Source organism: Ruegeria sp. AI3 (assembly GCF_056541245.1).
In genome coordinates this window covers 23,596-43,989 of record NZ_JBQFYA010000006.1, presented here as the reverse complement: position 1 = coordinate 43,989, position 20,394 = coordinate 23,596, and the positions used below count along the sequence as shown (strand labels likewise).

Here is a 20,394-nt window from a genome sequence, read left to right as displayed (position 1 = left end):
ACGCGGGCCTTTCTCTCTGCATACGCCAGCTTTTCCGTGAGAGCATCGCAATGAGCAACGATCCACTTCTGCAGCCATACCAGTTGAAGCACCTCACCCTGCGCAACCGGATCATGACCACAAGTCATGAACCCGCCTATCCCGAAGACGGTATGCCCAAGGATCGCTACCGCGCCTATCATGCGGAACGCGCCAAGGCCGGTGTTGCGCTGGCGATGACGGCCGGATCGGCCTGTGTGTCCAAAGACAGCCCTCCGGCGTTCAACAACGTACTGGCCTATCGTGACGAGGTGGTGCCTTGGATCAAAAACCTTACGGATGAGCTGCACGAACATGGCTGCGCGGTGATGATCCAGCTGACCCATCTGGGCCGCCGTACCGGGTGGAGCAAGGGCGACTGGCTGCCCTCGGTCGCGCCGACGCATCATCACGAAACCGCGCATCGCTACAATCCCAAACTCATGGAGGATTGGGACATAGCGCGGGTCATTCAGGACTATGCCGATGCGGCCGAACGCATGAAGGCAGGCGGCATGGACGGGCTGGAAATCGAGTGCTACGGCCACCTGCCCGACCAGTTCTGGTCCCCGCTGACGAACGAACTTGAGGGGCCGTATGGCCCACAAACGCTGGAAAGCCGCACCCGTTTCGCACGTGAGGTTCTGGCCCGCATGCGCGACAAGGTTGGTGAAGACTTCCTTCTGGGTGTCCGGTTCTCGATGGATGAAACCAAACCAGGCGGCGTGAGCGAGGAAGAGGGGTTCCGCATCGCGCGTCTTCTCAGGGATGAGGGGCTGGTCGATTTCCTCAACGTGACGCGCGGGCGGATCGATAGCGATGCCGCGCTGTCAAAAGTGATCCCGCTGCAGGGGTCGCCCTCGGCGCCGCATCTGGATTTCGCGGGACGGATGCGAGCCGAGATCGGCCTGCCTACGTTCCACGCCGCCCGCATTCCGGATGTCGCCACCGCCCGCCACGCCGTGGCCGAAGGACGTCTGGACATGGTGGGCATGACTCGCGCCCATATGGCCGACCCGCATTTGGTGCAGAAGATCATCGAGGGGCGTGAGGATGATATCCGGCCCTGCGTCGGTGCCACCTACTGCCTTGATCGTATTTACGAAGGTGGCGAGGCACTGTGCATCCACAACGCCGCAACCGGGCGCGAGCTGACGATGCCGCATCTGATCCCCGTGGCCGAGACCCCGCGCAAGGTTGTGGTCATCGGCACCGGCCCCGGCGGGCTGGAGGCCGCGCGGGTTGCTTCCGCCCGCGGTCATGACGTGACGGTGCTCGAGGCTGCCCCGGACCCCGGCGGGCAGATACGCCTGACCGCGCAATCCCAAAGGCGGCGCGAGATGATCGGGATCATCGACTGGCGCATGGCCCAATGTGCCGCACGGGACGTGAGTTTTCATTTCAACACTTGGGTCGAGGCCGAGGACATCACGGCGCTGAACCCGGATCTGGTCATCGTGGCGACCGGCGGGCTGCCTCAGATGCGGCTGTATGAGCAGATGGAGGATCTGCCCCATGTCATCACCTCATGGGACATTCTGTCGGGTGACGTGAAAGCCTCGGGCGATGTGTTGATCTTTGACGAGGCTGGCGATCACGCTGGGCTGCAGGCCGCCGATATTGCGGCAGACACCGCGCAGGTCGAAATCATGACCCCTGACCGCAGCTTTGCCCCCGATGTGATGGGGCTGAACCTCACGCCGTATCTGACCAACCTGCAAGACAAGGACGTGACCGTAACCGTGGCGCGCCGCCTTAAAGGCGTGCGGCGGGATGGAAACCGCCTGATCGCCGAGATCGGATCGGACTACAGCGCGAAAGTGCAGGACCGGCCCTATGACCAGATCATTCTGAACTATGGCACATTGCCGAATGCCGATCTGTATTTCGACCTCAAGCCCCTGTCTTCAAATCTGGGACAGGTCGACCACGAGGCACTGATCACCGGCCAGCCGCAAAGCATTGTTTCGAACCCAAAGGGCCGGTTCCAGCTGTTCCGCATCGGAGACGCGGTCGCCGCGCGCAACACGCACGCGGCGATTTACGATGCCCTGCGCCTGTTGAAAGACCTCTAACGCAGGGCATCATCGTCAGATGGCGGTGCGGAACGGGGATATCCATTGGCTCGCAGGTGTCCCCGCCTGCCATGTGAGGGCTTGGGCAGGCCTGATTCAGGCGCGCAAAATTGATCACATCCGCCTCGGTGGTTAACGGGCGGAGGCCCTCCAGATCACGGGTGAACGGAGCGCCCTTCATGGTGCAGAACACGCTGGAGTCGCCGCCCATCGTGAACCCGGTCTGGAGCCCGCGCCCTTGAACCACGAAACGTGCAGGTGCTTTGGCGACAAGCTCCATCACCAGGACGCGGTCGATCCTCATCCGGTCGCCACCAACCTTTGTACCGGTCTTGCCCAATCGCTCAGCGCTTTGGCATCGCGGAAATCGATGCCGACCTCTTCCAGGATCGCCGTTGAGGCATCGTGGATGCGCTCCAATGCTGCCTCGTTCAGAACCTCAAGCGGCTGCAGCTTGCGCATCACCGGTGCCAGGCGGGTCAGAACCGATTTCTGAGCCTGTAGACGGGCAGCACGCCCGGCGCGGCTTTTTACACGCGACATGACACACCACCATCCACAGTGATTTCGGTACCGGTGATGTATGACGCCTCATCGCTGGCCAGGAACACAGCCGCATTGGCCACATCCCAGGGTGTGCCCACACGGCCCAGCGGAATCCGCGCCGCTCGCTGACGATCTAGCGCGTCCCAGTCAATGGCGTCTGGGTCGTCCGAGTTCTGAACGGTGATATCCCGCGCCATGGGCGTGTCTATGAACCCCGGCAGGATCGCGTTGGCGCGAATGCCATGCGGGGCCATCTCGGCCGCAAGGTTGCGCGTATAGGAAATGATCGAGCCCTTGGTGGCGTTATAGCCGATATAGGGCGTGCCCAGATAGCGCAGCCCTGCAATCGAAGAGATATTGGTCACCACCCCGGCCCCGCGATCCACGAAGTGGGGCAGAACATGTTTGGTCGGCAGGAAAACAGCCTTCATGTTCACATGAACCAGCGCATCCCAATCCTCGACCGTGCTGTCCATGGCCCCGCCGGTCTTCAGGATGCCGACGTTGTTTTTCAGAATGTCGATCTGCCCCAACGCGCTCAGGCAGTCGGTGACGGCCTGCTTGACCTGATCCTCTTGCGTGACATCCGCAGACAGGGCGATGGCTTTACCGCCGTCGGCGCGGATGATCTCGCAGGTGTCCTCGGCGGCGGGCAGATGCAGGTCCAAAGCGCAGATCGTAGCCCCTTCCTGCGCCAGCCGAATGGCCGTGGCCTTGCCATTGCCCATACCCCCATTCATCGCGCCCGCACCGGTGACCAGCGCGACCTTTCCAGACAGACGTGCCATGGGTTATTCCTCGTTCGATTGTAAAAATGCGTTCATGCCGCCATCAACCGCCAGAAGCTGACCATTGATGTAAGAGGCGCCCTTGGACATCAGAAAGGCCACTGGCGCTGCGATTTCCGCAGGGTCCGCCCAACGCGCGGCCGGGGTGCGGTTTTCGATGCGGCGGACAAAGCCCGTGTCACTGAGGATTTTCTTGTTCATCTCGGTCAGCACATAGCCCGGCGCAATGGCATTGGCGCAGATCCCATCGGCACCGAAATCCGCGGCCAGAGACCGCGTCAGCCCCGCGATGGCCGCCTTGGAGGACGCATAGTTCCCAACCCCTGGCCTCGGGTGGGTCGCAGCGATTGACGAAACCGACACGATCCGCCCCCGGTGCGGGCCGGGATTGGCCAGCATCGCCTTGCCCGCTGCCTGAGACAGCACAAATGGGGCCATAACGTGCAGCTCATAGATGCTGCGATAATCCTCGACGGTCTGGTCAAGGACAAGCCCGTGATTGGTGATCCCCGCATTGTTGATAAGCCCCCAGATGCTGCCGGCTTGGGTTGCAACCTCTTGCACCCATTGCCGACAGGCGTCGAAATCCGTCAGGTCGAAGGCGGTGGCCTGCGCATCGGCGCCCTGCCCTCTGAGCGCTTCCGCCGTGCCCTCAACGGCCTCGGCGTTCAGATCCTGCAGCCAGACCTGCGCGCCCTGATCCGCACAGGCCATGGCCATAGCCGCCCCCAACCCGCGCGCCGCACCAGTGATCAGGATCGGCTTTCCGGCCAGCGAGAACAGCCCCGCCATCAGGAGGCAAGCGCTTTCTTGTCTTCCTCAAGCGCCGCTTTTACTGCGGGCATTACCTGATCGCAAAACTGCTCGAGCGAGCGCAATGTGTTGGCAAACGGGATTGAGGCGATCTGCATGAAGACGCTCAGATGTGTGATCCCAAACTCGCGCGTCTCGGCGACGATCCGGCGGGTGACCTCTTCGACGTCACCGATGATGGCCCGCTGCATCACCTCGTCGAGGGTGGGTTCGTTGTCGAAAGGCACGATGTTCAGATCCGCGCCCTGCATCAACGGCTCGGGGCGGCGCATGTTGTTCGCCATGCGGGCATGGATCAGAACCTGCTCGGTCGCGGCGCGGGCGTCGTCTTTGTCCTCGGCGATGTAGACATAGCGCTGCACGGCAAAGGGGAAGTCGTTGCCGCTCAGCCCGTTTTCCGTGCGGGTTTCGGTGTAAAGCCGCCGCGCCGTCGACACGATCGAGTTCGGCCCGATGGCCGGAGTGGTCAGCGGCTCGGCCCCATAGTCGATCATCTTCTGACGCATTTCGGGCGCGTTGCCCACCGCCAAGGTGCGGATGCGATTCTGTACCGGTGCGATCGACAGCGCGGCATCGTTGATCTGGATATGTTCACCCTGATAGTCGATCACGCCGGAATAGACGCCCTGTTCGATACAATCCCAAATCTCAAGGCCGCGCATCAGGCGGTCATTGATCTCGAACCCGAATTTCTTGAACTCGCGCGGCTGATAGCCGGTGCCCAGACCCAGCACGAGGCGACCCTCGGTCAGCTGGTCGGTCAGGCAGATATCTTCGACCAGACGCAGAGGTTCATAGAAGGGCATCACAACAACGGCGGGGCCCACGTTGATGCGTTTGGTATGGGCGGCCATATTCGCAGCCGTCATCAGCGGAGACGGTGAGATGCAGTAGTTCGACAGGTGATGCTCGGCAAACCAGGCCACATCGAACCCCGCCTCGTCGACCATCTGCGTCATGTTGCGCATCTGGTTGAACACGTCGGCATGGGTGGACCCGTCAACGGGTTTTGTCATCAGGTTGAAAAGCGAAAATTCCATGGCCGCAGGCTCCGAGTCTATTCGGGTGAATGTGTTTCCCCCAGATTTCCTCAATCCTGCCAAACTTCCAAATGGCGATTCCTAGGCCATTGCCAAAGAAATTCTTATGCACCTGACGCCTCCTGTCGCAACCAGTGTAGAAACGCCTGAACGCGAGGCTGGTTCAAGCGGCTGTGGGGGCAAAGAAAATGATAGGCAAACGGGCCTTCCACCGCCTCGAACGGCAACGCGATCAGAGTGCCGTTGTCCAGAAAATGCTGCGCGATGACATCCCGGGCGACCCCGATCCCGCCGCCAAAAGCGATGGCGTTGAGCGTGGCGCTGGCATCGCCGAAATAGGCACCATTTTCGAACAAATCCGGGTTGCCGCCATTGCGCTCAATCACCGCACGCCATTCACTGTGGTTGGTGTCTTTGAAAAACGGGAGCCCGGCCAGGTTATCCACCCGTTTCACATCGACCAGCTGATCCTGTAGCGCGGCTGAGGCCACAAGGATATGGCGTTCACCGAACAGGCGCTCCTGATAGACATTCGGCGTGCCGCCCGGCCCCCAGCGAATGGCGACATCCGCGTCTTCCTGCCCAAAACCGGTGCAGGCCACGGTGGACAAGGTGATCAGGTCGATCTGCGGATGCGCCTCAAGAAGTCGGGTCGCACGAGTCGCAAACCAGGTCGAGCTAAAGGAGGGCAGCAGGCTGACCGTCAGCATGGTGCGCCCTGCATCTGGCGCGAGATCCTGAACGCTTTCGCTCAGGCTGTCTAACATCGCCCCGACGGAATCGGCAAACTGTTCCCCCTGCTCGGTCAGACTGATCTGGTTGTTCGACCTGCGAAACAACCGGATGCCAATGCGATCCTCCAGCAGTTTTACCTGCTGGCTAACGGCGGGTTGCGTCAGGTTCAATTCCGACGCTGCCAGGGTGAAACTTTGCAACCGCGCCGCCGCTTCGAACGCGATCAGCGTCTGCAGGGGTGGTAATCCCCGGCGCATTCGGTTGCTATCAAAACCGACAGGTTCCATCCGGGACAAGGCACCCGGACCCAATTGGTTCAATCGTGTTCTCAAAGCGCGTCGCATGGTGATCCTGCATAAGGAGGGCTTGGCCTGACGGCAAGAAATTCATTCTTGTGATAAAACCTGCCTAATGCAAGCTCTGAGCACCCCAATCCCGGAGCGTAAGATGCTGACCTCGACTGAATTCATCTCGGCCATGCGCAAAGCGCCGACACCGGTGTCTATTGTCACTACGCCGGGCGAGCATGGACCCCAGGGCGCGACCGTCAGCGCTGTCTGCTCGCTTACCGCGACTCCGCCTGCTGTGTTGATCTGTCTGAACAAAAACAGTCGCATTCTGGGCATGATCGAAGAGCATGGCGTCTATTGCGTCAACTTCGCCGCGCAAAACCACAGCGACATGGCGCTGGCTTTTGCCGGTGACCCCGCGCATGCGGAGCTTCGCAAGTTTTCCGAAGATGTCTGGGACATGGATGAACACACCCACCTGCCGGTCCTGAAGGGCGACTCGGCCATTTTCACCTGCCTGCACATCCAGACGGTTCCCTTCGGCTCTCACCGCATTCTCATCGGCAAGGTCGAGCGTGTGGAGGCCAGCGACACCCCCCCTCTGGCCTATTGGGATGGCGGGTTTCAGTGGCTGCAAGAGCCGCAGGCCTGAGGTTTCCAACACGCATGCGAAAAAGGGCGCATGCCCCAATCAGACCATGCGCCCTTTCAATCTTGTGATGCTGTGCGCGTCAGAGAAGCGCGCGTACTTTTTCCAGCAGTGCCGCGTTTACGGCAACACCTTCGGTTGCCGCCCGCTCGCGGCAGGTGCGGCGGCCGTCGCCCGGTAAGCGCGCGCCATCTTGGTCGCGGAACGAGGCAATCAGTTCGCCCAGCTTCTCATAGAATGCCCCGCCCGAGGTCGCCTGCGGATCAATCGCGATGAAGAACTGACCGGTTTTCGGCGGGCCACCCGCCGTGCCCGAAAACGGGCTGGCAACCGAACCCAGCGTCGCGTCGGTCATCGCTGCGGCCATAAGCTCGACCATCAAGGCGATACCTACGCCTTTGTAGCCGCCGGACGGCACCATGGATCCCTTGAGGCCCGCCTCGGGATCCGTGGTGGGCTGGCCGTCCGCGTCCAAAACCCAGCCTTCAGGCACGGGCTTACCTTCGCGGGCATGTTTCATGACTTCGCTTTTGGCGATGGTGCTGGCGGACTGGTCGATCAGAAGCGCCGCGTTTCCATCTGCGTCCGGAGCCGAGATCGAGAACGGGTTGGTGCCGATAACCGGCTTTGCCCCACCCGACGGCGCGATCGAGGCCGGCGCGTTGGTGAACCCGATCCCCATCAGGCCCGCCTGCGCCAACCGCTGCGTATGCACACCCAGAACACCGCAGTTATACGAGTTGTTGATGGCCAGAACCGCAACGCCCTGCTCGCGCGCCAGCGGGATCAGCTTTTCGAACCCCAGATCAATCGCGCTGTGGGCGAACCCTGTGGCCGCATCCACGGTGACAACTGCCGGGCGCGGCTGGGCAACTACGGGCTTGGCGGCCCCGTTAACCTTGCCGCATTCCACATGCTGCGCATAGATCGGGATATAGGCCAACCCGTGCGAGGCCACGCCATCCGCTTCAGTCATTGCGGTCGCAACGGCCAGAGGGCGGGCGTTTTCCTCGGATGTTCCGGCTTTGACAAGGGCGCGGAAAGCCAGATCTTCGATCTCGGCCAGGGTCAGGGTTTCGGTGGCGGTCATTCTTCTTTTCCGTTCGTAAGTATGTGCCCCTCATCGCAAGGGGCGAAGTTTCAGTCGTTGTCGCTGAGGCCCGCGCCAGCACCGCGCAGGCGGCTTTCTTCGGTCGCAGGAGCAAATGTGCGGTGGGCAAAGGCGCCAAGCCTGTTCCAGTCAGCGTCGGACACCTCGGCGCGCAGGACTGGCTCGCGGCGGCCTGTCATCTCGGCAGGTGCGCTGAAGACCATCTTGTCCGCGTGGCGGGCCTCAAGCGCCTCGGGCGTGGCCTGTACGCAGATCTGCCGCCCATCCGTTGCCAGACGCGCGCCCTGCCATTCAGCCGCAACAGGCACGCCCAAACGCAATGCAGCCCCTCCCATGAAGGGCACGGCCAGCAAGGGCAGGCTGACATTCTCCATGGTGATCGAGCCGCGATCCATCAGACGCACCGCGCAGTCGCTGAGCGAAGCCCCGGCGATCAGTGGGCTCATCCGACGGGTAGGAGCATGCCAGATCTCAGCGCTCAGCGAGACGGGCGAGACGTCGATCGACGGGATACGATCGTTCATCTCCAATAGGTCCGCCAGCAATTCGGCGCCCGAAAACCCAAACGCAGCCAGCCAGCGTGTTCCCTTGGCGGCCTCTTCCGCCAGACCCCAGGACAGGCCTGCGCCGCGCGCAGCGCGTTTGCTCATAGCCTCAATTTCGTTCAGAGAGTGGCTCATGCAGCGGCCCCTTCACGTTCCGGGAAGACCCAGAAATCGGCGTTTTCAGATGTCAACTCATGCGGCAGGGGCGCATTTCCATACATGCAGATCCGCACCCAACGGTCCGAGCGGGGATCGAACTTGGTCGCCCCGAAGAAGGACAGCTTGCAGCGCAGCATGTCGATAGGCAGCACCCGGTCCGAAATCGTGTTGTCACGGATCTCAGCATAAGGAGCGCGCCCTACGATCTGAACGCGGCGCAGCACGTGACGGTGTTCGGGGTGGCGCAATAGGAAATCGGCGACTTGAGCATCATCCGACCAATGGGCCAGCGCCTGAAACAGCTGCGCGGCATCCCGACCGGGGGCCAAGGGCTGCTCGTATTCCTCGATCGGTTCCTCAAAACGTTCGCCCAGACGCGGCTCCAGCTTTTCTTCCGAGACATACCAGGCGCGCGCCTTGCTGGCGGGGGTGGCCCAATCGGTCTCAATGGCCCAGCCATAGATATCCTTGAGAAGCGCCCGCAGATCACCGATCTTCATGGCCCCGGCGATGCGGAACGTGGCGGTGTTGTCTGCCGCCATGCCTTCGGCAAAGGCATCGACCAATTCGCCGTAGGGTTCCAGCATCAGCGAGGCGATCCATTCTTGACCCTCAAGGGTCAGTGACTGCTCGGCCCAGGAATAAAGCGCATCCCATGGGCGATCCGCGCCAAGATCCGCGTCCGACAGATACGCCTGAACCTTGGCGATATCGGCCCGCAGCGCGGCGAGTTTCTCGATCTGGATCGGGTGTTCAGACTGCCAGGTCTCAACGATCTGCATGTTGCGCAACAGAACATCACGGAACACCGCGATTTCCGCATCGTTGGCCTTTTCGACCCCGCGCACGACCTGAATTGCGCCTTCGCGCGCGGCCATCCAGTTGTTGAACAGCACCGGATGGTTCAGCAAGAACGGCGCCATCCCCAGACCGGTTGAGTTTCCAATCCCCATCGACCGAGCAATCCCCGCATCCAGCTTTGCGGCCTGCGCTCCGTTAGCCGCGGCGCGGGTATCAGCCATATATTGCACCAGATCGGTCACGAACCAGCGGGTCAGGTAGACCGACAGCATCTCAACCTGGAACGGCGCGCGAAATTCCGGACGGTCTGCGATCATTTCGCGATCCGCAGCGCCCAGTTTGCCGGACCCGTAAACCGCAGTGGTCCGCATCAGGTAACCCACGGCGTCAATCTTCTCGGTCGAGGGCTGGCGACCCTCGGCCAGTTCGCTCACCACATGCTCCCACAAACGCACCGAGCGGTTGGCGCGGGACACCGAAAGCTCAGACCCTGTCACGCGCCCAGCTTCCTGAACGGGGATATTGTGCGAAAGACGCTCGATATCGGCGTCGTTGGGCACGCCGTCAAAGAGGGTGAAGGTGGCATCCCAGGCCTCGGCGATCACTCGGTCCGAGCGTTTCTCGGGCGGCAGATCATGGGCATAGGCGATCAGGGAATATGATCGCTCAGGCCCATGCGCGGTATAGACGGCATGGCCAACGCCGGTGCCGTCGATTTCGAACGCAGTTTTTTCAAACCGCCAGTTTTCCTGCGCCAGTCGTCGCGTCAGGATACGCATGAACGAAAGGCGCGACTGATGCATGGAGCCAAGACGGGCAAGGCGCATCACCATGTTCGGATCACGACGGGAAACGTCTGTCATTCGGTTGTGCCTCCTCAGGTGGTACTAATCTGGTCTTCTCCTGAAATCTTCAGGCGTGTTGGCGGGCCGGAAGGTCCGGCCCAGCCATGGATCGCTTAGCTCTCTTTGCCCTTCGCCAGCGTGATGCGCAGCGCATCCCACAGCGACGGTAGCAAGATCAGAGACACCGGAACAGCGGTCACCACGATAAAGCTCTGCAGCTTGGACACACCGCCCGATCCAACCGAGATCAGGATGATGGCCATAAGGCCCATCGCGATGCCCCAAAACACGCGCAGCGCTGCCGGCGGGTTGTTCTCGTTGCTCATGGTCGCAGAAATGACATAGCTCATCGAGTCGCCAGTGGTAGCCACAAAGATGGTCGTCAGGATCAGGAACAAGATCGAGACAACGAAGCCCATCGGCAGGTTGTTGGTGATCGCCAACAGGGCGGCGGGCAGGTTGAAGCCTTCGAACGCAGTTGCGATTGTGCCGGGGTTCTCAAGCTCCATGGCGATGCCGGTGCCACCGATGATGGTGAACCAGAAGTTGGTCACGATCGGCGCGATGATCGACAGCATGATGATGATCGACCGGATCGAACGACCGCGCGACACCCGCGCAATGAACATTGCCATCAGCGGGCCATAGCCCATGAACCAACCCCAGAAGAACACGGTCCACCAGCCCAGCCAGCCGGGTTCACCGAACAGACCGGCCTCACCACGGTACAGCGCCATCTGGAAGAAGTTGCCAACGTAAGTGCCAAAGCCCGAGAAGAACGAGCCAAAGATGAACCCGGTCGGCCCTGCGATCAGAACGAACAGCAGCAGGAAAGCCGCTAGGATCACGTTGACCTTGGACATAACCTGAATACCACGCGACAGACCCGTCATGGCCGAGATCGTGTAGATCGCAGCAAGCCCGGCAATAACGGTCGCCTGCAGGGCAAACGTATCCGAAAAGCCGAACAGATCGGCCAGACCATAGCTCACCTGCAGACCCAGGAAGCCAATGGGGCCAACCGTGCCCGCAACCACAGCGATGATCGAGGACGCATCCGCAATGAGGCCAATCGGCCCGTTGATCGCCTTGTCGCCGAACACCGGGTACAGCAGCGTGCGCGGCGCCAGCGGCATGCCCTTTTCATAGTGGTAATGCATGAGCATGACCGTGGTCAGCGACCCCAAAATGGCCCATGCGAGGAACCCCCAATGCATGAAGCTCTGGGCGATGGCCGGGTTCACGGCCTCGGCCGTTGCCCCTTCGCCACCGTAAAGCGGCGCGGGGTACAGAAAATGGGCAATCGGCTCACCTGCCGCCCAGAACACGCCGCCACCGGCCAGCAGTGTACACATGACCATCGAGCCCCACTGGAAGGTGGTGAACTCGGGCGCGGCCAGGCCGCCCATGATGGCACGCCCGCCGGGCAGTATGCACAGCAGCAGGCCGATCAGGAAGGTGGCCAGCAGCAGCACCTGCCAGTAGAGGCCAAAATAAGTGGCCGCGACATTGAAACCCCAATCCACAGCGCCAGAAAGCGCGTCCAGATCGACCAGAGCCGCGATGCAGAACAGCGCGATAAAACCGCCAGAGATCAGGAACAGCGGTTTGTTCACCCGGCTTTCCTGTACTGGGGCAGTGTTCAAAGATGCCTCAGACATCTCTCCTCCGTTAATAGTAGTCAGGCCGTTCCTATCTTGAATGCGGCCATAGCTTCGTCGTTTAGCTGACCTGTATCAGGCGAGCGGTTTGAAGTTCTCGTCAAAGAAACGGTACCAGTTGCGACCCATGATCCCGGCCACTTCGTCTTCGTTCATGCCGGTGGCGCGTAGGCCTGCCCGGATGTTGCCGAAGTCACGGTTGTCGTTGAACCAGCCCGGCATGGGCGGGAAACCGGGGGCCGAGGCTGAGCCTTCGCCATAGTCGATTTCCTTCGTCCAACGACCCACGCGCATCCATTCCACGATATTGTCGGGCTGGTCCTGACACAGGTCGGTGCCGATCCCCAGATGCTGCGCACCGTATTTCTCCGCCGTGCGCGCGATCATCTCGCAGAAGCTTTCCAACGTGCAGTCGGATTTGTCCTTCAGATGGTGCGGGTACACCGAGAAACCCAGCATGCCGCCGTTTTCCGTCACCGCCCGGATCACCGCGTCACGCTTGTTGCGCAGGGCGGGCGACCAGTCATAGGGGTTCGCATGGGTGATGGCGATGGGACGTTCCGAGATTTCAGCCGCTTCGATGGTCGAGCGATCGGCCGAGTGGCTCATGTCAATCACAAGGCCCACGCGGTTCATCTCTTTGATGACCTGCTTGCCCATGCGGGTGATGCCGGAATCCTCGGCCTCATAGCAGCCGGTCGCCAGCAGCGACTGGTTGTTATAAGTCAGCTGCATGAACCGCGCACCCAGCGTGTGCAGGATCTCGATCAGGCCGATATCGTCTTCCATCGGGCTTGGGTTCTGGAACCCGAAGAACACCGCTGTCCGACCGGTTTCCCGCGCCGTGTCGATGTCGCTGGCCCACTGCCCTTTCATGATCAGGTCCGGGTATTGCTCGAACCAGCGATTCCACTGTTCGAAATTCAACACCGTTTCACGAAAGTTCTCATGATAGGCGATGGTGACGTGGATCGCATCCACGCCTCCCTCCCGCAACTGGCGGAAGACCTTCTCCGACCAGTTCACATATTGTAGGCAGTCGATCAGCATCAGACGGGGCCTGCGCTGATATAGGCAGTTTTGACCGTGGTGTAGAACTCGGCCGCCGCCTTGCCCTGCTCACGCGGACCGTAAGAGCTGTCGCCACGACCACCGAAGGGCACGTGATAGTCGGTGCCTGCGGTGGGCAGGTTCACGGTGACAACACCGGTGCGCGCATTGCGGCGGAAATGCGTGGCGCGGGCCAGCGACTTGGTGACGATGCCCGAGGTCAGGCCAAAGTTGGTGTCGTTCACGACGCTCAGCGCTTCGTCATAGCTGCCAACCTTGATGACGCTGGTGAGCGGTGCAAACATTTCCTCGCGGTTTATCGCCATGTCGTTGGTGGTGTTCAGGAACACGCCGGGCGACATGTAGTACCCGTCATGCGGCATCTCGAGACGCGCACCGCCACAGGCCAGTTCCGCGCCCTCGGACTTGCCCAGATCGACATAGGCCAGGTTTTCGCTCAACTGCTGCTGGCTGACGACGGGGCCCATCTGAACGCCCTTTTCCAGCGCGTGGCCCACTTTCATCGCCTGCGCACCCGCAATGAGCTTTTCGACAAACACGTCATGAATGGCAGAGTGGACCACGAGCCGCGATGACGCCGTGCATTTCTGACCGGTGCCACCGAACGCACCGCCGAGAGCCAGCGTCACCGCCAGATCCAGATCGGCATCGTCCATAACGGCCAGAGCGTTCTTTGATCCCATTTCCATCTGGACTTTGGTCAGGTTCTGGATGGCGGCAGCGGCGATACCCTTACCCACCGGAACCGAGCCGGTGAAGGAAATCGCGTTGACCTTGGGGCTTTCCACCAGTCGTTGACCGATGGACCGGCCCGAACCCATGACCAGGCTGAACAGACCCTTGGGGATGTCCTGACGGTTGATGATCTCGGTCAGCGCAACTGCCGAGGCCGGGGTGATGTTGGCAGGCTTCCAGACAACCGCGTTTCCATAGCACAGCGCCGGAGCGATCTTCCACGACGCGGTCGCAGTGGGGAAGTTCCAAGGACTGATGATGGCAACAACGCCAACGGCCTCACGGCGAACATCGACCTCGATATCGGGGCGCACGGAATCCGCGTTCTCACCGATCTGACGCAGGCATTCGGCGGCGTAGTAGGTGAAGAACTGACCGGCGCGGAACACTTCGCCTTTGCCTTCGGCCAGCGGCTTACCTTCTTCGCGGCTCAACAGCGTGCCCAGTTCCTCGGCGCGGGCCATCAGCTCATTGCCGATCGCGTTCAGAACAGCCTGCTTGCGCTCCAGCCCATAGGCGGCCCACTCACGCTGAGCGGCACGCGCCTGATCCAATGTTGCCTCAAGCTGATCCGCGCTGGCCTGTGCAAACATGCCGACCAGATCGCTCAGGTCCGATGGGTTGCGGTTTTCGATCTCACCTTCACCGGTGACCCACTCACCAGCGATCAGGTTCTTTTGAATGTCAGCCATAGCCGTTTGCCCCATAGAGAATTTGCTGAGCGGGTATGGACTCTTTTGCGACAATCAATCAAACTAAAATTATTGAAGTTTACTTCAGCAAGATTGAAGCTTCCAACATGACACTCAAGATCGAAATGCTTCGCGGCTTTGTCGCGGTGGCCCGCACCGGCAACCTGACGGACGCGGCCGTTGTCCTGAAACGCACCCCTTCGGCGGTGTCGATGATGCTCAAGCAGTTTGAGACGCATCTGGGCGAACCGCTGTTTGAGACGGACCGCAAGAACAAGCTGACCGCATTGGGTGAGTTCGTGTTCGAGCAATCGCAACTGGAATTACAGCATTTCGACAATACGGTTCGGGCCATCGAAAACTTTGCCGATGCCAGTTTGGGACATGTCAGAATTGCGACAGTTCCATCGGTGGCAGGCACGATCATACCACGCGTTTTTTCCAGAAATACCAAGGCTTACGAGAAAGTGAGGGTGGAACTGCGCGACATGGATTCCAAGTCCGTCCTGCACGAGCTGTCGCGGGGGCGCATTGATATCGGCATCGCGACACTGCGCGGGAACGGCTCGGGTCTACACAGTCAGCTTCTGCTGACCGACTGGTTCGGCGTACTGCTGACACCGGACCACCCGCTGGCCAGTGACACTGGCGCAATCGAATGGGACGCGCTTGAGAATGAGCAGTTGATCGCCAACAGCCTGTCCGAAAGCATCCCCGGGCCCGAGGCGGAAAAACTGCACGCGGGCTCTCGGTTTTCGGCACATAACATCACCTCTATTCTGGGCATGGTCCGAGCCGGGATCGGGGTCACACTCCTGCCCGAGATGGCAGCAATTTCGGCCGGGCAATCCGATCTGGTGTTCCGCCCTCTGGCGGATACGACGGCCAAGCGGCAAATTCACCTCATACGCAAGGCTGATTCTGCGCTGTCGCCCGCTGCCCGGAGACTGGAAAATGACATCCTCGAAACTGTCGAGGACCTAGTGAAAGAACAACGCTCATGACAGATCAGGTCGAGAAAATTTCGCTGGGCATCCTGATCTTTCCGGGGTTCCCAATGGCATGCCTGACATCCTGTATCGAACCGCTGCGCGCGGCGAATGAGATCTCGGGGCATGAGGCGTTCAGCTGGCATGTCATTGCTGAGCAAGACCAACCGATCCAGTCCTCGGCCGGGGTCACCTTTTTCCCCGACAGCACCTTGGCCGAGGCTCAATCCCTGACGCATCTGCTATTTGCCTCAAGCCCGAACAGCGTGTTCGACAAGCCCTCAAAGGCGAATGCAGCGCTTCAGCGTCTGATGCGGAACAAGACCCGTATCGGCGCAATCAGCGGCGGTGTCTTTCCCCTTGCCCGCACCCGGCTGACCCGCGACAACCCTTTGTCGGTGCATTGGTGCTACGAGGCCGCTTTTCAGGCTGAATTTCCCGAAATCCCGATCCATGGGACAGTGATCTGCGAAGAAGGGGCCTTTAGCACGATCTCGGGCGCCTCTGCCGTTTTCGATCACATGCTGGCCTTGATCGAAAAACGCCTAGGCGGTGATGTCATGGCCGAGGTCGCCTGTTGGTTCCAGCATCCCTTCATTCGCAGCGGGACCGTCACGCAAAAGGTGCCCGCAATCTCAACCGCGCAAAGTCAGGATCTTTTGCCCAAGCAAGTCGCAAAGGCTATTCAGCACTTTGCCGAACATATCGAAAACCCCATCCAGATCAGCGAAGTCGCCGATGCCGTGGGCCTTTCGGCGCGGTCACTGGAGCGGAGCTTCAAAAAGGCCACAGGGCACAGCCCTTTGACATATTATCGGCGGATGCGGATGAACCAGGCGCGGCAATTGGTGCTGTATACGAACGACCCGATCGCCGAGGTCGCCTATATGGTCGGCTACGCCACACCCAGCGCCTTCATGCGGCACTATCGTGAGACGTTTGGGGTCACGCCGATCAGCGACCGGCGTGCCAAGAACTCGATGCGGGTGGGCAGCGACGATGTGCTGCCCTCGGGCTAAGCTTCAGGCGATGGATTTCGCGGCGGCCAACAGGCCGTGATGCAGCGACTCCGCCGAAGAGCGCGGGCCAAGAACGGCCATGTGGTCCTCGGCCAGACGCCATAGGAAGACGCCCAGATGCTCCGCCGTGGTTCGGATCGCCGCGCCCGACCCCATCATGCGGACCGGCGCGTTGCTGAGCCGTTCGAACAGATCGCACAGAGCCGCGCCCTGCACGTCGAACCGGCACCAGCCATCCGTTTGCTCGGAAACCGATGCGGTGTCACCGACGATCTGCTTCAACTCGGCGGCCAGCAATTCGTGACTGTCATGCGGGGCCATGACCATCCATTGCTCCGGCCCCATCCAGAGCGCAGCATAGGGTGCGGCCTGAGCGGATTGGCCCACCTCGGGCACGCTCAGACCGATCTTGTCGGCCAGCGCCTTTTGCACGGCACCGGCCTGATCGTTGCGGGCCGCGACCGACGCCAGCGCCTGATCCACGACCTCGGTGATCGTGATCGAACCGACCGTATCGACACGCGGCGTGTCGCCGCCCAGCGGGGTGATAGGTTTCAGTTTATGCACGAAGCTTCTCCCCTTCCGGGTCCACGAAATGAGCGCTGACGATTTCTACCATGACCTCTTGGCCTTCCAGCGGGTTCACCAGACGCAGTTTTTCACCTATCCGGTCAGAGCCACCTTTGACAAATGCCAACCCGATCGAGCTTTCCAGGATCGGCGAATAGGCGGCCGAGGTGACATAGCCCTGATCATGCGCCGCATCGACCGGCCCGGTGGCATTCATCAGATGCCCGCCCGCAGGCACGCTGTCCTTAGCATCCACCGGCTTGAGACCGACCAGAGCCAGCGCGTCCGGGGCATTCAGCCCTTCCCGACGGCTGAGCGTGTTGCCAATACAGTCCTTCTTGGTGCTGACCATACGCGCCATGCCAAGGTTCAGAGCCGTGGTCGTACCGTTCAGCTCATTGCCGGTAGCATGACCCTTTTCGATCCGCATGACGCCCAAAGCCTCAGTACCGTAGGGCACCACGTCGAACTCTTCACCCGCCTCCATCAGCGCGCGCATCAGCCCGTCGCCATAGCGTGTGGGCACCGCGATTTCATAGGCCAGCTCGCCCGAGAACGAGATCCGGAACAGTCGCGCGCGCAGGCCGCCGCAGACTGTGATCTCAGCGCAACCCATGAAGGGGAACGCCTCGTTCGAGATGTCAAAGTCAGGGTCCACGATCTTTTGCAGCAGTTTGCGGCTGTTGGGACCGGCCACGGCATATTGCGCCCAGGCCTCGGTAGTCGAGATCAGCTGCACGTCCATATCCGGGCACAGGCATTGGCGGACGAATTCCATATTGCGATAGACCAGAACCGCGTTGGCGGTGGTGGTGGTCACGACGAAATGGTCCTCGGCAAACCGCGCGGCGGTACCGTCGTCATAGGCAATGCCATCCTCGCGCAGCATCAGGCCATAGCGCACCTTGCCCACGGGCAGTTTGGCGAACGCGTTAGAGTAGACCATGTTCAGGAAAGCCGCAGCATCCGCGCCCTGCACGTCGATCTTGCCTAGCGTCGTCACATCGCACACACCGACCGAGTTTCTTGTCTTCAGCACCTCGCGGTCCACCGATTGGCGCCAATGGGTTTCGCCCTTGCGCGGGAACCATTGGGCACGTAGCCAATTGCCGGCCTCGACAAACACGGCGCCCTGTTCCTCGGCCCATTTGTGGCTGGGCGTCAGGCGAGTCGGGTGGAAATCCTTGCCCACTGCACGGCCACCGAACGCACCCATCGCCACCGGCGTATAAGGCGGGCGGAAGATGGTTGTGCCAGTGTCCTGAATGGACTTGCCTGTCAGCTCGGCCATCACGGCCAGGGCACCCAGGTTCGAGGTCTTACCCTGATCGGTCGCCATGCCCAGCGTGGTATAGCGTTTGAGATGCTCGACCGAGGTGAAGTTCTCTTGGTGTGCCAGCTTGACGTCTTTGACGGTTACGTCGTTCTGATAATCCAGCCACGCGCGTTTTGCGCCTTTGACGTGCCAGAAGGGGCTAATCGAGACCGGCGCATCGGCAGCAGCGGGCAGATCAACGGGTGATGCCGTGATGCCGAGATCGCCCAGAGCTGATACCGCCGCCGCCGCACCACCTTGCAGCGCCGCTTCGGTGGTCATCTCACCCTTGGCCGCGCCTGCCACGATCTGACCGACGGGTAGGCCCTTACCCGGAACAAAGGCGTGGATATCCGCGTTCCAGACAGGGCGACCGCGCTGATGGCAGGTTAGGCCCAAGTTCGGGTTCCAGCCGCCGGACATCGCCAGCGCCTCACAATAGAGATCCGTTGTATACCCTTTCTCAGTGCGCACTTGCACCGAAGTCAGACCCAGACGGCCCGAGGTGTTGATGATCTCGGCCCCTTTGAGAACTTCGGTTCCCTCGACATCCGCAGCATCTGGGCGCGTGTCGACAATGGCCGGGACCTTAATACCCTGCGCAATTAGATCGCGTGCCGTCTGGTGCGCGTCGTCATTGTTGGCAAAAACTACAACCGATTGCGCCGGCGTTGCGGCCCAGCGGTTGGCGTAGGACCGAACCGCTCCGGCCAGCAGGATACCAGGCCGGTCGTTGTTTTCGAACGCGGTGGGGCGTTCGATGGCCCCGGTCGCGATCAGCGCGCGCTTGGAGTAGATGCGCCACAGGGTTTGGCGGGGTTTGTCAGCCGCGGGCGCGATCAGGTGATCCGCATTGCGTTCAACCGCGCCATAGATCCCATGGTCATAGGCTCCGAATACGGTTGTACGCGGCATGACCCGCACATTGTTCATCGATGCCAGCTCGGCCAGAGCCTGGTCGACCCAGGCCGCGCCGGAGATATCGGCCAAAGCGCCGGTCTCGGCAATCAGACGCCCACCCATGCGGAAATCTTCATCCACCAGAATAACCTGAGCGCCCGCACGTCCTGCGGTCAGCGCCGCCGCCAGACCGGTCGGGCCCGCGCCGACGATCATCAGATCGCAATGCAGGAAGCCCTTGTCATAGAGATCGGGATCATCCTCACCCGTCAGGCTACCCAGACCGGCGGCCTTGCGGATGATCGGCTCATACAGCTTTTCCCAGAACGCCTTGGGCCACATGAAGGTCTTGTAGTAAAACCCTGCCGTCAGGAAGTTCGAGAACCGGTCATTGATCGCCATGAAATCGCGTTCCAACGACGGCCAGCGGTTCTGGGAATTGGCGTTCAGGCCGTCGTACAGCTCGGCCACGGTGGCGCGGGTGTTCGGCTCCTGCCGCCCACCTGAGCGAAGCTCGACGAGGGCGTTCGGCTCTTCGCTGCCCGCGGTTAGGGGGCCGCGCGGGCGATGGTATTTGAACGACCGGCCCATCAGGCGCACGCCATTGGCCAACAAGGCCGAAGCCAGCGTATCGCCCTCATAGCCCTGATAGGACTTGCCATCGAAGGTGAAGCTGAGGCTGGCGTCGCGGTTGATCAGCCCGCCATTCAGTCGATTGCTTTGAGTCATTGTGCAGCCTTCCCTGCCGCTTTGGCCACGTCACGGGCCAGTTCGACTTTCAGGATTTCATGGGTCAGCGTGTTGCGCGTGACCACCAGCCACGACCGGTCGCCTTGTTCGTGATACCAAAGCTCACGATGCTCGCCCGCCGGGTTGTCGCGCAGGTAAAGATAGTCGTGAAACGCTTGCGCCGCGTCCTCGGCCTGCCAATCGGGACGATTGATCAGCGAAGCATCGCCCAGATAGGTGAACTCCTGCGCGTCGCGCGGGCCAAGCAAGGGGTGATTGATAATCATCTGATACGCCC

Annotated in this window: 17 protein-coding genes and 1 pseudogene; 4 read left to right on the top strand and 14 right to left on the bottom strand. The window is 61.0% G+C overall.

Annotation, left to right across the window (positions count from 1 at the left end):
* The first annotated feature begins 50 nt into the window (after positions 1–50).
* Positions 51–2,093 (top strand): NADH:flavin oxidoreductase, encoded by a 2,043-nt coding sequence (locus ACRZ95_RS10820; protein WP_170675917.1) that lies wholly within the window; start codon positions 51–53, stop codon positions 2,091–2,093.
* A gap of 67 nt (positions 2,094–2,160) precedes the next feature.
* Here the strand turns inward: ACRZ95_RS10820 and ACRZ95_RS10815 are convergent.
* The 5 genes and pseudogenes from ACRZ95_RS10815 to ACRZ95_RS10795 form a co-directional block, all read right to left on the bottom strand.
* Positions 2,161–2,636, bottom strand: a pseudogene (locus ACRZ95_RS10815) (trimethylamine methyltransferase family protein); the annotation flags it as partial.
* The gene (locus ACRZ95_RS10810; protein WP_170675919.1) at positions 2,624–3,427 is read right to left on the bottom strand and encodes an SDR family oxidoreductase; all 804 of its coding nucleotides are present in this window, start codon (positions 3,425–3,427) and stop codon (positions 2,624–2,626) included. The pseudogene ACRZ95_RS10815 and the gene ACRZ95_RS10810, both read right to left, overlap by 13 nt.
* Before the next feature lie 3 nt (positions 3,428–3,430).
* Entirely contained in the window at positions 3,431–4,219 is a 789-nt protein-coding gene (locus ACRZ95_RS10805; RefSeq protein ID WP_170675920.1) for an SDR family oxidoreductase, read from the bottom strand.
* Complete coding sequence (locus ACRZ95_RS10800) at positions 4,219–5,280, bottom strand: LLM class flavin-dependent oxidoreductase (protein WP_170549175.1); 1,062 nt, start codon at positions 5,278–5,280, stop codon at positions 4,219–4,221. The genes ACRZ95_RS10805 and ACRZ95_RS10800 overlap by 1 nt, the downstream gene beginning before the upstream one ends.
* 104 nt (positions 5,281–5,384) lie before the next feature.
* A complete protein-coding gene (locus tag ACRZ95_RS10795; protein ID WP_170675921.1) occupies positions 5,385–6,359 on the bottom strand; it encodes a LysR substrate-binding domain-containing protein in 975 nt (324 codons plus the stop codon).
* Between the two features lie 103 nt (positions 6,360–6,462).
* Between ACRZ95_RS10795 and ACRZ95_RS10790 the strand changes: the two genes are divergently transcribed.
* On the top strand, positions 6,463–6,957 hold the full coding sequence (locus ACRZ95_RS10790) for a flavin reductase family protein (protein WP_170675922.1): 495 nt from the start codon (positions 6,463–6,465) through the stop codon (positions 6,955–6,957).
* A gap of 79 nt (positions 6,958–7,036) precedes the next feature.
* On the opposite strand, the gene ACRZ95_RS10785 is transcribed toward ACRZ95_RS10790, so the two are convergent.
* The 6 genes from ACRZ95_RS10785 to ACRZ95_RS10760 form a co-directional block, all read right to left on the bottom strand.
* Positions 7,037–8,044, bottom strand: a complete 1,008-nt coding sequence (locus tag ACRZ95_RS10785) for an Ldh family oxidoreductase (RefSeq protein ID WP_170675923.1) — start codon at positions 8,042–8,044, stop codon at positions 7,037–7,039.
* Positions 8,045–8,094: 50 nt separating this feature from the next.
* On the bottom strand, positions 8,095–8,745 hold the full coding sequence (locus ACRZ95_RS10780) for a DUF3726 domain-containing protein (protein WP_170639799.1): 651 nt from the start codon (positions 8,743–8,745) through the stop codon (positions 8,095–8,097).
* Entirely contained in the window at positions 8,742–10,433 is a 1,692-nt protein-coding gene (locus tag ACRZ95_RS10775; RefSeq protein WP_170675924.1) for a hypothetical protein, read from the bottom strand. Before ACRZ95_RS10775 ends, ACRZ95_RS10780 begins: the two co-directional genes overlap by 4 nt.
* Before the next feature lie 95 nt (positions 10,434–10,528).
* Positions 10,529–12,076: a BCCT family transporter gene (locus ACRZ95_RS10770; RefSeq protein WP_170675925.1), complete on the bottom strand. Its 1,548-nt coding sequence runs from the start codon at positions 12,074–12,076 to the stop codon at positions 10,529–10,531.
* A gap of 75 nt (positions 12,077–12,151) precedes the next feature.
* Entirely contained in the window at positions 12,152–13,126 is a 975-nt protein-coding gene (locus tag ACRZ95_RS10765) for a membrane dipeptidase (protein ID WP_170675926.1), read from the bottom strand.
* Complete coding sequence (locus tag ACRZ95_RS10760; protein ID WP_170675927.1) at positions 13,126–14,574, bottom strand: aldehyde dehydrogenase family protein; 1,449 nt, start codon at positions 14,572–14,574, stop codon at positions 13,126–13,128. Before ACRZ95_RS10760 ends, ACRZ95_RS10765 begins: the two co-directional genes overlap by 1 nt.
* A gap of 107 nt (positions 14,575–14,681) precedes the next feature.
* Here ACRZ95_RS10760 and ACRZ95_RS10755 point away from each other — a divergent pair, with 107 nt between their 5' ends.
* Together ACRZ95_RS10755 and ACRZ95_RS10750 are read left to right on the top strand one after the other, a co-directional pair.
* Entirely contained in the window at positions 14,682–15,578 is an 897-nt protein-coding gene (locus ACRZ95_RS10755) for a LysR substrate-binding domain-containing protein (RefSeq protein WP_170675928.1), read from the top strand.
* Complete coding sequence (locus tag ACRZ95_RS10750) at positions 15,575–16,582, top strand: helix-turn-helix domain-containing protein (RefSeq protein ID WP_170675929.1); 1,008 nt, start codon at positions 15,575–15,577, stop codon at positions 16,580–16,582. The genes ACRZ95_RS10755 and ACRZ95_RS10750 overlap by 4 nt, the downstream gene beginning before the upstream one ends.
* A 3-nt stretch (positions 16,583–16,585) precedes the next feature.
* Here ACRZ95_RS10750 and ACRZ95_RS10745 read toward each other — a convergent pair whose 3' ends face one another.
* Genes ACRZ95_RS10745 through ACRZ95_RS10735 form a run of 3 tightly spaced genes read right to left on the bottom strand, consistent with a single transcriptional unit; the run spans position 16,586 to position 20,383 of the window.
* Positions 16,586–17,149 carry an aminomethyltransferase family protein gene (locus tag ACRZ95_RS10745; protein ID WP_170675930.1) on the bottom strand — a complete coding sequence of 188 codons (564 nt, stop codon included), beginning with the start codon at positions 17,147–17,149 and terminating at the stop codon, positions 16,586–16,588.
* Positions 17,142–20,096 (bottom strand): sarcosine oxidase subunit alpha family protein, encoded by a 2,955-nt coding sequence (locus ACRZ95_RS10740; protein WP_480554925.1) that lies wholly within the window; start codon positions 20,094–20,096, stop codon positions 17,142–17,144. Before ACRZ95_RS10740 ends, ACRZ95_RS10745 begins: the two co-directional genes overlap by 8 nt.
* Positions 20,093–20,383, bottom strand: coding sequence for a sarcosine oxidase subunit delta (locus ACRZ95_RS10735; RefSeq protein ID WP_170549138.1), 291 nt, complete (start codon positions 20,381–20,383; stop codon positions 20,093–20,095). Before ACRZ95_RS10735 ends, ACRZ95_RS10740 begins: the two co-directional genes overlap by 4 nt.
* Between the last annotated feature and the right edge of the window lie 11 nt (positions 20,384–20,394).

What these genes read in the sequence shown, in the direction of transcription:
- ACRZ95_RS10740 (WP_480554925.1), bottom strand. Translation starts at nt 20,096, where the DNA reads ATGACTCAAAGCAATCGACTGAATGGCGGGCTGATCAACCGCGACGCC.
- ACRZ95_RS10800 (WP_170549175.1), bottom strand. Translation starts at nt 5,280, where the DNA reads ATGGAATTTTCGCTTTTCAACCTGATGACAAAACCCGTTGACGGGTCC.
- ACRZ95_RS10785 (WP_170675923.1), bottom strand. Translation starts at nt 8,044, where the DNA reads ATGACCGCCACCGAAACCCTGACCCTGGCCGAGATCGAAGATCTGGCT.
- ACRZ95_RS10775 (WP_170675924.1), bottom strand. Translation starts at nt 10,433, where the DNA reads ATGACAGACGTTTCCCGTCGTGATCCGAACATGGTGATGCGCCTTGCC.
- ACRZ95_RS10790 (WP_170675922.1), top strand. Translation starts at nt 6,463, where the DNA reads ATGCTGACCTCGACTGAATTCATCTCGGCCATGCGCAAAGCGCCGACA.
- ACRZ95_RS10780 (WP_170639799.1), bottom strand. Translation starts at nt 8,745, where the DNA reads ATGAGCCACTCTCTGAACGAAATTGAGGCTATGAGCAAACGCGCTGCG.
- ACRZ95_RS10810 (WP_170675919.1), bottom strand. Translation starts at nt 3,427, where the DNA reads ATGGCACGTCTGTCTGGAAAGGTCGCGCTGGTCACCGGTGCGGGCGCG.
- ACRZ95_RS10750 (WP_170675929.1), top strand. Translation starts at nt 15,575, where the DNA reads ATGACAGATCAGGTCGAGAAAATTTCGCTGGGCATCCTGATCTTTCCG.
- ACRZ95_RS10805 (WP_170675920.1), bottom strand. Translation starts at nt 4,219, where the DNA reads ATGGCGGGGCTGTTCTCGCTGGCCGGAAAGCCGATCCTGATCACTGGT.
- ACRZ95_RS10735 (WP_170549138.1), bottom strand. Translation starts at nt 20,383, where the DNA reads ATGATTATCAATCACCCCTTGCTTGGCCCGCGCGACGCGCAGGAGTTC.
- ACRZ95_RS10760 (WP_170675927.1), bottom strand. Translation starts at nt 14,574, where the DNA reads ATGGCTGACATTCAAAAGAACCTGATCGCTGGTGAGTGGGTCACCGGT.
- ACRZ95_RS10770 (WP_170675925.1), bottom strand. Translation starts at nt 12,076, where the DNA reads ATGTCTGAGGCATCTTTGAACACTGCCCCAGTACAGGAAAGCCGGGTG.
- ACRZ95_RS10765 (WP_170675926.1), bottom strand. Translation starts at nt 13,126, where the DNA reads ATGCTGATCGACTGCCTACAATATGTGAACTGGTCGGAGAAGGTCTTC.
- ACRZ95_RS10755 (WP_170675928.1), top strand. Translation starts at nt 14,682, where the DNA reads ATGACACTCAAGATCGAAATGCTTCGCGGCTTTGTCGCGGTGGCCCGC.
- ACRZ95_RS10820 (WP_170675917.1), top strand. Translation starts at nt 51, where the DNA reads ATGAGCAACGATCCACTTCTGCAGCCATACCAGTTGAAGCACCTCACC.
- ACRZ95_RS10795 (WP_170675921.1), bottom strand. Translation starts at nt 6,359, where the DNA reads ATGCGACGCGCTTTGAGAACACGATTGAACCAATTGGGTCCGGGTGCC.